Origin of the sequence: Mycobacterium heckeshornense, assembly GCF_016592155.1 — a bacterium.
In the GTDB taxonomy this organism is placed as follows: Bacteria; Actinomycetota; Actinomycetes; order Mycobacteriales; family Mycobacteriaceae; genus Mycobacterium; species Mycobacterium heckeshornense.
Map to the genome: position 1 here is coordinate 1,948,419 of NZ_AP024237.1, position 13,415 is coordinate 1,961,833.

Below are 13,415 nucleotides of genomic sequence, written 5' to 3' on the forward strand. Positions count from 1 at the left end.
TATTAAAGCCGGTCGTTACCGTGGAGCCGTGACACCTGTAATCGATGCCGAATTTGTGCAACTGCCGCGCCACGAGCTGGCCGACGCTGCGCTGTCGGCGGCCACAGCCGCCGGCGCCAGCCATGCCGACCTGCGGGTACACCGCATCATGACCGAGCTCATCCGGCTGCGTGATGGGGAGCTGGAGACCGCGGTCGTCAACCGCGAGATCGGCTTGGCGGTCCGGGTTATCGTCGAGGGCACCTGGGGCTTCGCCTCGCACGCGGAGCTGGCGCCGGATGTCGCGGCCGACACCGCGCGGCGGGCCGCTCAGGTCGCCGCCACCCTGGCCGCGCTGAACGCCGAGCGGGTGGAGCTGGCGGCGGAGCCGGTGTACGCCGATGCTACCTGGGTGTCGAGCTATCAGATCGATCCGTTCACGGTGCCCGTGGCTGACAAGATCGCCGTGCTGGAGGACTACTCGGGCAGGCTGCTGGCCGCTGACGGGATCGACCATGTGTCGGCCGCCCTGAGCGCGGTCAAGGAGCACACGTTCTACGCCGACACCTTCGGATCGTCGATCACCCAGCAGCGGGTGCGGATAATGCCCGTCTTGGAAGCGGTGACGGTCGACACCGCAACGGGTGGCTTCGACACCATGCGCACACTGGCGCCGCCGACGGCCCGCGGCTGGGAGGCGGTGGCCGGCGACGAGGTGTGGAACTGGAGCGACGAGCTCGCGCAGATACCGTCGCTGCTGGCCGAAAAGGTCAAGGCGCCCAGCGTGACACCGGGGCCGACCGATTTGGTGATCGACCCGACCAACCTGTGGCTGACCATTCACGAATCGATCGGGCACGCCACCGAATACGACCGCGCGATCGGTTACGAATCCGCGTACGCGGGTACGTCGTTCGCCACCCCAGATAAGCTGGGCAGCCTGCGGTACGGTTCGCCGGTGATGAATGTGACTGCCGACCGTACCGTCGAGTTTGGTTTGGCCAGCGTCGGTTACGACGACGAAGGCGTGGCCGCACAGAGCTGGGATCTGGTGCGCGACGGGATCTTTGTCGGCTATCAGCTCGATCGGGTGTTCGCGCCGCGGCTCGGGCAGCCACGGTCCAACGGCTGTTCGTATGCCGACTCGCCGCATCATGTTCCGATCCAGCGGATGGCCAACGTGTCCCTGCAGCCGGGTGCCGAGGACCTCAGCACCGACGATCTAATCGGCCGGGTCGACGACGGCATCTATATCGTCGGCGACAAATCATGGTCAATTGACATGCAGCGCTACAACTTCCAGTTCACCGGTCAGCGGTTCTTCCGTATCCGCGGCGGCCGCCTCGACGGCCAGCTGCGTGACGTCGCCTACCAGGCCACCACCACCGACTTCTGGAACTCCATGGAAGCCGTTGGCGGGCCGTCGACGTGGCGATTAGGTGGCGCCTTCAACTGCGGCAAGGCGCAGCCCGGCCAGGTGGCACCGGTCAGCCACGGCTGCCCATCGGCGCTGTTCCGCGGCGTCAACGTGCTCAACACCCGCACCGAGGCCGGCCGATGATCCCCGCCTCCCGGGTTGTCGACCTGGTGCTGGATGCCGCCCGCGCCGACGAGACCATCGTCTTGGTCACCGACCGCACCGAGGCGTCACTGCGTTGGGCGAACAACTCGATGACCACCAACGGGGTGTCGACCAGCCGCAGCACGACGGTGATTTCCATTCTGCGCGAGGGCGATAGCGCGCAAGTCGGCTCTCTACGATCAACGGAGGTCGACCCGTCGCTGATTCCCGCGCTGGTGGCGGCGTCGGTGGAGGCGGCTCGGTCCGCACCCAAAGCGCGCGATGCCGCACCCCTGCTCCCCGGTAGCGGTGCGCCCGACGATTGGGATTCTCCGGTGCCGGTCACCGAAGCCGAGGTGTTCGCCGGTATCGCGGACTCGTTGAGCCGGGGGTTTCGGGGCGCCGACCAGCTGTACGGGTTCGCGCATCACATGGTCGAAACGACGCTGCTGGCATCCTCGGCCGGGCTGCGCCGGCGCTACACCCAGCCGACCGGCTCGGTGGAGATCAATGCCAAACGTGACGCGGCCAGCGCGTGGGCAGGTGTCGGTACACCCGATTTCGCCAATGTGCCAATGGATTTGCTGCTCGAGCAGCTCTCTACCCGACTGGGCTGGGCAGCGCGGACCGTCGAGCTGCCCGCCGGTCGCTACGAGACGATCATGCCCCCGTCCACGGTGGCCGACATGATGATCTACATGGCGTGGACGATGAGCGGCCGGGGGGCGCAGGAAGGCCGGACCGCGTTCTCGGCGCCCGGCGGCGGCACCCGGGTGGGGGAGCGACTGACCGATCTGCCGCTGACGCTGTACTCCGATCCGCTGGCGCCCGGCCTGGCGTGTTCACCGTTCGTCGCGACGAGCGCGTCGTCCGAGACCGTGTCGGTGTTCGACAACGGGATGGATATCGAGCGGGTGGATTGGATCCGGGACGGAGTGATCAACGCGCTGGCCTACCCGCGGGCTGTCGCCGCCGAGTTCGGCGCCCCGGTCGCGGTGGCCGCCGACAACCTGCTGATGACCGGCGGCAGTGCCGCGCTGGACGAAATGGTCGCCAGCACCGAGCGCGGGTTGCTGTTGACGACGCTGTGGTACATCCGCGAGGTTGACCCGACCACACTGCTGTTGACCGGGTTGACCCGCGACGGCGTCTACCTGGTCGAGGACGGCGCAGTGACGGGCGCGGTCAACAACTTTCGGTTCAACGAGAGCCCGCTCGACTTGCTGCGCCGGGCCACCCAGGCCGGTGTCAGCGAGGTGACTCTGCCGCGGGAATGGGGCGATTGGGCCACCCGGGCAGCGATGCCGTCGCTGCGGATACCAGACTTTCACATGTCGTCGGTGAGCCAGGCGCAATAATGCTGGGATGGACGTCCGCAGCGAGTTGGCTCGTATGGTCGCGCTTGCTGGTGGCCCTATCGGGGCATCAGTCCGCCGAATCTGCGCGGCAGCATTGTCGTTGCCGCCGCTGCCCATCGACGCCGCGGTGATCGAGGAGGATATTGACGACACTGTCGCGTCGTTCGCCGAACAATTCAGCGTCGACGTGTCGAGGATCGATGACCAACAGCGTTCCGCACTGTTTTCTGCGCTGGGCGATAAGGCATTTGGCGCTGTCGTGCACATCTACATCGCCGACTTCGTACCCCGGGTGCGCGCGGGTTTGGAGGCCCTCGGGGTGGGGAATGAGTATCTGGCATGGGTTTTGGGCCCAGTCCCGTGGGATCACCGCACCGATCCATCCGACGCGCTGTTCAACGGGTTTTTGCCCGCGGTGGCCCGGATGCGTGCACTCGACCCGCTGACCTCTGAGTTGGTTCGGCTGCGTGGCGCGGCGCAGCACAACTGCAGGCTGTGCAAATCGCTGCGCGAGACGTCGGCGCTGGATGCTGGCGGGTCGGAATCGCTGTACGGCGACATCGAACACTTCGAGAATTCTCGGCAACTAACCGATCGCCAGAAGGCGGCACTGCGGTATACCGATGAGCTCATCTGGTCGCCGGGTGATATCAGCGCGGACGTCGCCGCCGGGGTGCGTAACCACTATGGCGAAGCCGAATCCGTCGAGTTGACCTTCGACGTCATGCGAAATGCCAGTAACAAGATTGCCGTCTCACTGGGCGCCGATGCCCCACGGGTCGAGCAGGGCACCGAGCGGTATGAGATCGACGCCACTGGCCAGACGGTGTTCAGCTGACACCGTGCGCGGTGGTGCGCGCCGTGCGACGATTGGTGCCGCCCGCGGGTTGCACGCTGTAACCCTTCGAAATTCACGGAAGGCTGGTACCGCGCGAAACCATGTCAGCCAAGCAAGCGCAGCATGAGGCCGCCGAAGCCCTGTTTGGAGCCATCATCGCTCTGCTGGACAAACATGAGCACGCCCACACGTTGACCGAAGCGGTCGTCGAGGAGCTGGCTCGAGCGTATGCGGCAGTATCAACGAATGTCCCGGAGCAGGAACGACTAGGACCGTGAGGGTGCCGCGGCTGCTCGCGCGCGGGGCGGTTGCCGGGACGTATCGGTGTTATTCAGCGCGTGCGCACTTACCCGGAGCGACATGATATTTCGCGCGAGCAATGACCTCCCGCAGCGTTACTGAGGTATCCAGACCGGCCCTTCCCAAATGCCCCACGCCTGATGACCGGGATCCCATCCGACCGAAGGTGCCCACTGCGGCTGCGGAGGGGCGGCGGCACATCCGGGGGCGCGAACGGCGGCGCGTACGGGGGCGGGGCCTGGTACCACGCGGGCACCGGCGGTGGCGGTTTGCACTCGCCGGTCCACACATTTCGCGACCAGTTGCGGTCGCATTGCGCCGAGCTGACACCGGGCGTCGCGATCATCACGGCGGCCGTCGGTGCCAACATGAGCGCGACAACAGCGGCGAGGCGACGGACGAACCACCTCATCGCAATCCTCCTTGGCGGACCCGAGCTCGGACGGTTCCAGCTTATGCGCGCAGTCAGGCCACAACGAGGATTTTCGTCGGCGGCCACGGCATCCTCGCGTCTTGGTGGACGCTAGTCTCAAGCACGTGCCGATGCGCTCGGCTACCCGACAGCGGTGATGTCAACGGCTCTGCGTTAGCGCCGCGGTATGCCGGAGCGGGCAAGCACAAAGCGAGTGCCGCACGGGGCGGTAGCTCAGTTGGTTAGAGCCGCGGACTCATAATCCGTTGGTCGCGGGTTCGAGCCCCGCCCGCCCCACCGTAAAAGCGGTGGTCAGGGCCTATGTGTGACAGTTAGCTCAGCTAAGTAGGGTGCGATTTACCGGCGTCGTTCCGGCGCGTGGCGCGGCACGTGCGGTGCTAGGGCGGTGCTGTTTTAGTCGCTGACTTTCGGCGTGCCTGAGCGGATTTCGCGTGGTGGTCGACGAGAGTCTGATGTGTGGCTTTGGGACGGGAGAATCGGCAGGGCCGGTTCGATGACGTGATGCTGCTGGTGGGTGATCAGCTGCCGGCGGGCAGCACTTCACGTGCGAAGCCGTGGGTCGTGACGGACCAGAATTCGCCGTTGGTGGCCGAGTGCGTCCACGCCACAGGATGAGCATGGCGTGCCACCTGCCACACCGTGAACCGGTCGGGCGCGGCGTGAAAGGCGGGCGCGGCCGGGTCGACGGCTGTGATGTCAGGCTGCCAGACGGGCGAGCGCTCGTTAGGCCCACCGAACGGGTAGTCGGGCACATTCCGCTGGTTCACTGAACGCCTCGTTTTTCAAACTGCTTTCCCACCGGCGTCGGCGGGATTACCGATCAGCGACGACCAAGTCTGTCCCGAACCATCTCGGTGAGAAAACGCCTCGTCGGCACCGGACGGAACGCGCGAGCCGCTTCGGTGAGCGCGTCGCGCGAATCCGCGCTCAGCTCGATGTCCGCGGCGGCGACGTTGAACTCGAGCTGCTCGACGCTGGACGCTCCCGGGATCGCGACAACGCCGGGCAGGCTGATCAGCCAGGCCAGCGCCACCTGTGCCGGCTTGGCGTCGACCGCATTGGCGACCTCGCGCAGCGTCTGCAGCAGTGGCTCGATCCGGCGCAAGTTCTCGGTGCCGAAGAGCGGATTGATCGCACGCACACCACCTGGCCGGTTGTCGACGCCATACTTGCCCCCCAATAGTCCCTGCGCCAATGGGCTATATGCGATCACGAGACGCTTCTCGCGCTGCGCAAACGGAACCAGGTCGTCGAGCGGCGCGGGATGCGCGAGCGAGAAATGGACCTGGTTGCTGATCACCGGGCGGCCCAGCGCGGCGTCGGCCTTCTGCCAACGCGACAACGAGTAGTTCGAAACCCCGGCCGCGCCGATGGCGCCGCGGTCGAGCAAGTCGCGCATCCCCGGCATGATCACCGAATCGGGGAAGACCGGGTTGGGCTGGTGAACCTGGTAGAGCGGGATGCGCTCCAGCCGCAGCCGTCGCGCGCTGGCGCGCTCGCGCTGCTTGACCACGGCGGGAAAAGGCACGATCGGCATGATCTTGCTGGCCACCACGACCTCGGCCCGCCGATCCCCGAGTGCCTCGCCGAGAATCCGCTCGCTCTTACCCAACCCGTAGATCTCGGCGGTATCAAACAGGGTGACCCCTAAGGCGAGTGCGCGCCGAACGATATCACGAGCCGCGCCGGAGGCGTAGCGGTCACCGTAACCCCACTCGAACGATCCGAACTGCCAGGTCCCCAGCCCGATGCGGCTGACCTTCCCGATTCCGTCGACGTCCAGATACTTCATACGATCCACCGTACTGAGCCCACCCGGTGGCCGATACGCTGTGGGCTGCAGTGACCGCGTTACAAGGAAGGGCAAAAATGTCAAGGACCGTGGTGATCGGCGCCTCCAGTGGGCTCGGGCGCTGCATCGGTGTCGGGCTCGCCCAGCGCGGCGCCCGTGTCGCGCTGCTTGCCCGGCGCCGAGAGCGCATCGAAGCCGCGGCGAAGGAGGCGGGGTCCGGCGCCGTCGCCGTCGAGTGCGATGTCACCGATGAGTCCTCATGTCGATCGGCCATCAGCGCTGCGGCCGACGCGCTGGGCGGCATCGACCACCTCATTTACGCACCCGCCGTCGGGCCGCTGGTCCGCATGATCGATACCGACGCCAAAACGTGGCGGCGGGTCTTCGATACCAACGTCATCGGCGCTGCGCTGGCGACGGCCGCTGCGGTACCGCACCTGACGGCCTCGACGGGCAAGGTGGTGTATCTCTCTTCTGACGCAGGCACTTTCGGCCCGCCGTGGCCGGGCCTCGGCGCGTACGGTGTCAGCAAGGCGGCTTTGGAGAGGCTCGTCGAGGCCTGGCGGGCCGAACACCCGGATATCGGTTTTACCTGTCTGGTCGTCGGTGAGTGCGCGGGCGGCGAGGGCGACGCGGCGACGGGAATGACCGTCGGGTGGGACCCCGAGCTTGCCAAACAGGCTTACCCGCTTTGGTTGTCGCGCGGATGCATGCCCGGAAAGCTGATGCCGGTCAAGGACCTCGTCGAGGTCGTGGATACGATTCTGCGCACCGATGCCTCGACGTCGATGCCGCTTGTCGTCGCGAGAGGCGCGCCAGCTAACGGCCCGGCGTTTTCGGATTCCGGTCGGCCCTAGGAGATTTCATGGTCGAGCTGCATGTGGAGCGGACAATTGCCGCACCTCCCGAGAAGGTGTTCGACTGGCTGGCGGACCCGGCCAGTCTTACGGCCGCTCCGTTGGTCCTCAAGGCTAGCTGGGCGCACGGTGCGTCGGGGCCAGCAGTGGGGGCGCTGCGCGAAGTGATCGGGGTCGGCAACTGGTTCCGCGAAGAGATCACGGCCTACGACAGGCCCCGCACTTACTCCTATCTCATCGTCCGCTCGTTCCCGCCGTTCGATCACGAAGGCGGCACACTGACCTTCACTCCGGCCGGGGCCGGCACCCACGTCGACTGGCTGACCAACTACACCCATCCGCTGCGCACGGGGGGAAAGTTCATGGAGGCGGTCACCCGCCCGCTGCTGCGCTCGAGTTTCCTTGCGATCCTTGCGGCTTGCGCGAAGAAACTCGAAACCTGACGCCTTGCTGCCGGTAGACGACCCGGTGAACTGGGTCGATAACCTGACTATGACGTCGATTTGCTGTGGCTTCAGCGTCACCGAAGTGACCGGCTGGGGTGGGGGCCTAGTTGTTTGTGGGTGGGGGTTGTGGTTGGAAGGGTTCGTACCACCACCAGTTGGCGCGTTCGCCGGTGGGCCCTCGGCAGGGTGGGGCGGCCGGCGGGGGACGGTTGGGTGTTCGGGCCAGCGATCCGGCGCGAAGCCGCCGGCCGGTGCTGTCGGTGACGATGAGATTGTCGGCGGATCCGGTGATGGTGATCACCCCGCGGTGGTGTAGCCGATGGTGGTACGGGCAGACCAGCACCAGGTTGGCCAATTCGGTGGCGCCGCCGTCTTCCCAGTGCCGGATGTGGTGGGCGTGCAGCCCGCGGGTGGCCCCGCAGCCGGGAACCGCGCACGTTGGGTGGCGGTGCTCGAGGGCGCGACGCAGCCGCCGGCCGACTACCCGGGTGGCGCGCCCGGCGCCGATGGGCTGCCCATGGCGTTGAAACCACACTTCACGGGTGGCATCACAGGTCAAATATTTCCGGTCGGCCTCAGATAGCAGTGGACCCAGATGCAGCGCCGCGGCGCGCTGGGCCACGTCGAGGTGCACCACCACCGTGGTGTGCTGCCCGTGGGGCCGGCGGGTGGCCTCGGCGTCCCATCCGGTCTCGACCAGCCGCAGAAACGCCTCCAGCGTGCTTGGCACCGGCGGGCGATTCGCTAAGGCGCGCCCACCATTGTCGTGGTCGCGCTTCCACTCGGCGACCAGCGCATCACGATGCGCCGCCAGGGCCGCATCGAACGTGGCCGCCTCGTGGTGGGGAAGGGTGATCCGCCAGCAGGTGGACTGCTCGCCGCTGGTCTTGGTGATCGAACGCGGCGCTAGCCGCTGCGGCTCAGGTTCGGGGCGCGGTTCGAGCCGCACCGCGGTGCGCAACTGGTTGACCGTGGCCACCGCCGCCAGCGCCGCGTAATGCTCATCGGAGCCCGCGGCAGCCCCCGCGGCGATCACCCCAAGCTGATCCAGCGACAGCTGGCCTGCGACCAGGCCCGCCGCGCAGCGGGGAAACTCTTCTAGCCGGCGCGCCATGGTGGTCACGGTGTGGGCAGTGGCCGACGAGGCGCCCAGCTTCCAGGCCACCAACGCCGCCACCGAACGCGCACCCGTGCCACCCCACAACTCGTCGCGGTCCAGCTCGGCGACGATCTGCACAATGCGCCCATCAATCGCGTTGCGCTGACCGGCCAACACCGCCAACTCCTCAAACAACACCTCGACCCGCTCGGCAGGACTCAACCCGGTGGCAGCAGGCGCTGCGGTCGACGACATACCGTCATCATCACAGCCGGGTCTGACAAAACTCGGCTGCCGATCCACACCGGGACGGGCCGTCATCGTCTGCTACACGGCACAGCCTCAGTGGTCGCCAAAACCACCGCGGCTCGCGTCGAAGGCGGTCGTCACCACTTGGCTAGAACAGCCCGGGTCTGACCCCGTATTTAGTGCGCAGATCCCGGCACTCCAAACCGAAAACAACGGGTCGACACCCGGCGATTACCGCGACCCAACGGCCGTCACCGCCTGATCGGAGATCGACGACCCATTCGGCCTGTGAGTTTGACTGCGGCAGTGCGCTTTTGGGCTAGGCAGCCTTACAGTCCGCCCAGGTCGTCGGGCACGTCGACGGCATGCTCACGCAGTGCCTCCAAGGGCACCACGTCGAGGGTGCGCTCGTGGGTGCAAGCCAGCACCACTGGTGCGGCGCAGCCGTCGTGATAGGCCAGCAGCCAGTTCCTGGCAGTGACGCACCAGCGGTCACCGGGTGTGAGGCCCGGAAACCTGTACTCGGGCCGCGGCGTCACCAGGTCGTTGCCGATCGAGCGCTGGTGTTGCAGGAACTCAGCAGTCACCACAGCGCAGATCGTATGCAGGCCAAGGTCTTCCGGCCCGGTGGAGCAGCAGCCGTCGCGGTAGAAGCCGGTGAGCGGATCGGTGCCGCAGGGTTGCAGCGGACCGCCGAGCACGTTGCGTTCAGGCATCGACCCCAGTATCCACTGCGCCGGGCGCGCGGTGGACGGGCTAGGCGGGAAGCCCGTTCTTGATGGCGGCGTCCTGTTTTTGCCCCACATCGGAGACGAACTCCGGCGGAGCGGGTACGCCGGTGGGACCGTCGAATTCGAGCGTGACGAACGCCTTGCCCTCGGTGAACAGCAACACCGTCACTCCCTTGGACTTATCCGGCAGGTCCCCTGAGATCGTGACGCCGCCGGTGCCCACGGTGGCTTTGACCGGCGTTCCGGTAATGGGACCCGGCGGTGTGGCCTTGGTTGCGTTGAGCGCCCCGGCCGCAGCGGCGGGGTCGGGCAGGATCTCGATGGTGTCGTGGATGACGTGGCTGCCGTCGTCGTCGGTGAACGTCGTCGCCGCACCGGGTTTGCCGTTGGGGTTCTGGATTGGTGGGCCGGCCTTGAAGGTCACCGGCGCGTTGATATCTGCGGCGCGGATCAGAAGCCTGGTGTAGTCGCCCGGCTGCTGTGTCGTCGAGGGGCGGGTGGCGCTGCTGGATGCGACTGGTCCCGACGTGGGCGGCTTGGAGCGTGAATGGCTGCCGCAGCCCGCGACCGATGCTCCCACCACCACCGCCGCCGTGGTAAGTCCTGCGATTGCCACCTGTGAAGTCCTCATTGCCGGGCAACTATAGCCGAACTCGCACGACGGCATCGGTGTTCGGGCCTTGCAAATCGCCGTCGCCTAAGCCATCCGCCGCAACGGGCGGGCGATATACACGAATTAGACTGTGCACCAATCTGTTACGGACGATCACTCGGAGTCGGCAGCATCAAGAAGTGCCACCTCCTCGAGATCCATCTGCGCTTGCAGTTCGCGCAGGACGATATCGTCGATGCGGTTTTGGTCACGCAGCTCGGTGACGGCCCGGCGCTGGTATTCGAGCACACCCAGGCGCACCCGCCGAACCAGATCGTGCTGCTCGGCGGCGGATTTGCCGGCCGGACCGTCGGGATTGGCTGTGGCGAGTGCGGCGTGTTCTTCGTATTCCTTCTCCAGCCGGCTCAGCAGCTGCGGGCTGACGCCGACTTCATCGGCCACCCTGGGCAACGCGTCCAGGGCTGCCTCAGCGCTGCGGCTACGGGCCAGCTGCATTTCGCCGGCATGCGCCACGTCCTCAGGCATCCGGGCCCAGCGCACGACGAGGGGCAGCGTGCTGCCTTGCACCAACACCGTTACCAAGATCACGGCGGACACGACGAAGATGATCAGGCTGCGGTCGGCAAACGGTGCGCCGCTGCGGGTGGTCAGCGGTACGGCCAGCGCCGCGGCAAGCGAGACCGCACCGCGGAATCCCGCCCAGCTGGACACCGTGCGCTGGCGCCAGTCGACGCGACGAGCGCGCTGCACCGCACGCCGGTCCACCGCGCGAATCACCACCGTGGTGATTTCCATCCACGCAAACCGGGTCACGACGACGACGCCGGTCACCGCCAGTGCCACCAACGCAGCATGACGGAGCCCGCCGTCGGCGCCCGCGATGCCGCGCACCGCACCGGGGATCTGGACACCGACGAACACCCACAGCGAGCCGTTGATCAGGAAAGTCGACAGGTCCCAGAATGCGAAAGCCTGCAGCCGAGAGCGGGCCCTGATCACCCGCGGCCCGACGTAACTGAGCACCAGGGCGGCCACCAGCACCGCAACCACACCGCTGCAGCCGATCGTCTGGGCGAGCAGAAACGCCGCGAATGGCGTAAAAATGCTCAGCGCGCCCTCCTCCAGCGGCGCGTCAAGCCGGTGGCGCAGCAGCGTCACCACCAGGCCGACCGCCAGCCCCGCGACGATGCCGCCGAGATACGAGCCGACGAAACGGCCGACCAGGGCGGCCGGGCCGATCGCAGGGCTGCCGGTCGCGACGGCGACGGTCACCGCAAACAGCACCAGCGCCGTCCCGTCGTTGATGATGCTCTCGGCGCGCAGCACCGTCAGCGGCCGGCGCGGCAACCGTTTGGCCAGGCCCGCCACGGCGGCAGCGTCGGTTGGCGAGAGCACGGCGCCGAGCACTGCCGCAGCATGTGACTCCATTCCCATCGCGCGCGCGGTCCACGACACCGCGACCGCGGTGGCAATCACCAGGCCGACGCTGATCAGCACGATCACCCGCATGTTCGCGCGGATCTCGCGGAAGCTGGTGTTCATGCTCTCCCAGTACAGGATCGCGGGCAAAAACAGCAGCAGCACGAGCTCCCCGTCGAGATGTGTCCGACCGAACCGCGGAATCAGCCCCAGCAGGGCGCCCAGCAGGATGAGCAGCACCGGCGGGCCGACCCGGTAGCGCTTGCCCAGGACCGTCCCCACGATGACGGTGGCAACCAGCGCGACGATGACGACAAGCCCGAACACCAGCACATCATCCGGTACGCGGCCTGCGCACCAGCGGCGGCCCCTCGGCGCCGATCACCACGGGCGCGGCGTTGCCCGCGACGATCCGGGAGTGAAGGTGACCGGGAGCCTGCCCAGCCCGGTCATGCTCGGGTTGCCGAGATATTCATAGACACCGCCGGCGTCGACCCGATAGTCCGGGATGCGGTCGAGCACCACCCTGAGCATCACCTCGAACATCACGCGCGCCAGATGCGATCCGATGCAGCGATGCGGCCCGAGCCCGAAGGCCACATGGCGATTGGGCGAACGGTCCAGAACAACTTCGTCGGGACGTTCGAATTCATGCTCGTCGTGGTTAGCGGCCAGCCAGCTGATGATGACGCGGTCGTTGCGCCGAAGCCGTTGTCCGCCAAGGACGATATCGCGCGTCACCGTCCGGCTCAGTTGCTGATTCACCGAAAAGTAGCGCAAAAACTCGTCCACTCCGGTGCGGTAGAGGTCCGGGCGCTCGATGAGTTGTCGACGCAAAGCGGGATGGGTGCCCAGGTGCAGCAGGCTCAGCGCGGTCAGCGACGTCGTGGTGTCGACGCCGCCGCCGATGAGATTCCAGAGAATGTCGAGCACCTGGGCGTCGTCGAGGCGCTTGCCGTCGAATTCGAACCGAACCAGAAAGCTGGTCAGATCGTCGCGCGGGTCGGCTCGCCGGGCCGCCGCGAACTTCAGCAGCCCGTCCATCATTGCCGGGACGTCGGCGACGGCGGCGGCGTATTCGGCGCTGTCCTGGCTCACGGCCATGACGGAGTGAAACAGGTTGGCATAGCGCCGCCAGTTGTCGTAGGGCAGGCCCATCAACCTCATGGTCAGGATGGCCGGCACCGGGCTGGCGTAGTCGAGCACCAAGTCCATCTGCCCGTCCCCGACGTGCTGGTCGAGGAACCAGTGTGCTGACTGCTGCATGAACGGCCGCATCCGCTCGACCGCCCCGGGCGAAAAGAACGGAGCGAGCGCGCGCCGCAACGCCTGGTGATAAGGGCCGTCGACCTCACCGATGCCCAGCGCCGGCTGGCCCTCGGGACGCGGCACACCCATCTCGCCCTGGTAATCGATGCCGTCGGCGGCGTTCGGCTCGTATTTGTGGGCGAATGTGTCACCGTCCCGGGCGATCTGCGCGACCGCATCGTAGCTGGTGACGAACCAGAATCCGCCGTAGTTCTCGTTCCAGGCGACCGGACAGCGGCGCCGAAGCTCGGCGTTGATCTGCCGTTCGTTGAGGTTGAACTCGTCGGAGTGATGATCGAAGTCGACGACCACCTCGGCACTGATATCAGGACGGGCGGTCATCGGAAAGACCTCCAGCGCAAGGAAACTGGTGAAAGGCCACCCCGCGGGTTGCGACGTGGCTAAGCTTTGAAGTCTATTACGCTATCTTTG

General features: G+C 66.7%; 13 protein-coding genes and 1 tRNA gene. 7 read left to right on the forward strand and 7 right to left on the reverse strand.

Features of this window, described 5'->3' with window-relative positions; all coding sequences use genetic code 11:
* Positions 1 to 28: 28 nt before the first annotated feature.
* From MHEC_RS09310 to MHEC_RS09330, 5 genes are all read left to right on the forward strand, one after another.
* Positions 29 to 1,540, forward strand: a complete 1,512-nt coding sequence (locus MHEC_RS09310; RefSeq protein ID WP_048890618.1) for a TldD/PmbA family protein — start codon at positions 29 to 31, stop codon at positions 1,538 to 1,540.
* Positions 1,537 to 2,898, forward strand: coding sequence for a TldD/PmbA family protein (locus MHEC_RS09315; protein WP_048890617.1), 1,362 nt, complete (start codon positions 1,537 to 1,539; stop codon positions 2,896 to 2,898). The genes MHEC_RS09310 and MHEC_RS09315 overlap by 4 nt, the downstream gene beginning before the upstream one ends.
* 7 nt (positions 2,899 to 2,905) lie before the next feature.
* Positions 2,906 to 3,736 (forward strand): carboxymuconolactone decarboxylase family protein, encoded by an 831-nt coding sequence (locus MHEC_RS09320; protein WP_048890616.1) that lies wholly within the window; start codon positions 2,906 to 2,908, stop codon positions 3,734 to 3,736.
* Between the two features lie 101 nt (positions 3,737 to 3,837).
* Positions 3,838 to 4,014 carry a hypothetical protein gene (locus tag MHEC_RS09325; protein ID WP_099868816.1) on the forward strand — a complete coding sequence of 59 codons (177 nt, stop codon included), beginning with the start codon at positions 3,838 to 3,840 and terminating at the stop codon, positions 4,012 to 4,014.
* Between the two features lie 657 nt (positions 4,015 to 4,671).
* Positions 4,672 to 4,745 (forward strand) — tRNA-Ile (locus tag MHEC_RS09330).
* Between the two features lie 242 nt (positions 4,746 to 4,987).
* On the opposite strand, the gene MHEC_RS09335 is transcribed toward MHEC_RS09330, so the two are convergent.
* Positions 4,988 to 5,236, reverse strand: coding sequence for a hypothetical protein (locus MHEC_RS09335; RefSeq protein WP_048890614.1), 249 nt, complete (start codon positions 5,234 to 5,236; stop codon positions 4,988 to 4,990).
* A gap of 53 nt (positions 5,237 to 5,289) precedes the next feature.
* Positions 5,290 to 6,261: an aldo/keto reductase gene (locus MHEC_RS09340; RefSeq protein WP_048890613.1), complete on the reverse strand. Its 972-nt coding sequence runs from the start codon at positions 6,259 to 6,261 to the stop codon at positions 5,290 to 5,292.
* An 89-nt stretch (positions 6,262 to 6,350) separates the two neighbouring features.
* Between MHEC_RS09340 and MHEC_RS09345 the strand changes: the two genes are divergently transcribed.
* Complete coding sequence (locus tag MHEC_RS09345; protein ID WP_172442224.1) at positions 6,351 to 7,118, forward strand: SDR family oxidoreductase; 768 nt, start codon at positions 6,351 to 6,353, stop codon at positions 7,116 to 7,118.
* An 8-nt stretch (positions 7,119 to 7,126) separates the two neighbouring features.
* Positions 7,127 to 7,561: an SRPBCC family protein gene (locus tag MHEC_RS09350; protein WP_048890611.1), complete on the forward strand. Its 435-nt coding sequence runs from the start codon at positions 7,127 to 7,129 to the stop codon at positions 7,559 to 7,561.
* A 106-nt stretch (positions 7,562 to 7,667) separates the two neighbouring features.
* Here MHEC_RS09350 and MHEC_RS09355 read toward each other — a convergent pair whose 3' ends face one another.
* The 5 genes from MHEC_RS09355 to MHEC_RS09375 form a co-directional block, all read right to left on the reverse strand.
* On the reverse strand, positions 7,668 to 8,918 hold the full coding sequence (locus MHEC_RS09355) for an HNH endonuclease signature motif containing protein (RefSeq protein WP_048890610.1): 1,251 nt from the start codon (positions 8,916 to 8,918) through the stop codon (positions 7,668 to 7,670).
* Between the two features lie 323 nt (positions 8,919 to 9,241).
* A complete protein-coding gene (locus tag MHEC_RS09360; protein WP_048890609.1) occupies positions 9,242 to 9,628 on the reverse strand; it encodes a DUF2237 family protein in 387 nt (128 codons plus the stop codon).
* A gap of 40 nt (positions 9,629 to 9,668) precedes the next feature.
* Positions 9,669 to 10,274 (reverse strand): hypothetical protein, encoded by a 606-nt coding sequence (locus tag MHEC_RS09365; RefSeq protein WP_048890608.1) that lies wholly within the window; start codon positions 10,272 to 10,274, stop codon positions 9,669 to 9,671.
* A 135-nt stretch (positions 10,275 to 10,409) separates the two neighbouring features.
* Entirely contained in the window at positions 10,410 to 12,002 is a 1,593-nt protein-coding gene (locus tag MHEC_RS09370) for a Na+/H+ antiporter (protein WP_048890735.1), read from the reverse strand.
* 54 nt (positions 12,003 to 12,056) lie between these two features.
* The gene (locus MHEC_RS09375) at positions 12,057 to 13,325 is read right to left on the reverse strand and encodes a cytochrome P450 (protein WP_048890607.1); all 1,269 of its coding nucleotides are present in this window, start codon (positions 13,323 to 13,325) and stop codon (positions 12,057 to 12,059) included.
* Between the last annotated feature and the right edge of the window lie 90 nt (positions 13,326 to 13,415).

Bases quoted from the DNA above. Each gene is read 5' to 3' on its own strand.
- MHEC_RS09315 (WP_048890617.1), top strand. From the start codon at position 1,537: ATGATCCCCGCCTCCCGGGTTGTCGACCTGGTGCTGGATGCCGCCCGC.
- MHEC_RS09320 (WP_048890616.1), top strand. From the start codon at position 2,906: ATGGACGTCCGCAGCGAGTTGGCTCGTATGGTCGCGCTTGCTGGTGGC.
- MHEC_RS09325 (WP_099868816.1), top strand. From the start codon at position 3,838: ATGTCAGCCAAGCAAGCGCAGCATGAGGCCGCCGAAGCCCTGTTTGGA.
- MHEC_RS09340 (WP_048890613.1), bottom strand. From the start codon at position 6,261: ATGAAGTATCTGGACGTCGACGGAATCGGGAAGGTCAGCCGCATCGGG.
- MHEC_RS09350 (WP_048890611.1), top strand. From the start codon at position 7,127: ATGGTCGAGCTGCATGTGGAGCGGACAATTGCCGCACCTCCCGAGAAG.
- MHEC_RS09355 (WP_048890610.1), bottom strand. From the start codon at position 8,918: ATGTCGTCGACCGCAGCGCCTGCTGCCACCGGGTTGAGTCCTGCCGAG.
- MHEC_RS09360 (WP_048890609.1), bottom strand. From the start codon at position 9,628: ATGCCTGAACGCAACGTGCTCGGCGGTCCGCTGCAACCCTGCGGCACC.
- MHEC_RS09365 (WP_048890608.1), bottom strand. From the start codon at position 10,274: ATGAGGACTTCACAGGTGGCAATCGCAGGACTTACCACGGCGGCGGTG.
- MHEC_RS09375 (WP_048890607.1), bottom strand. From the start codon at position 13,325: ATGACCGCCCGTCCTGATATCAGTGCCGAGGTGGTCGTCGACTTCGAT.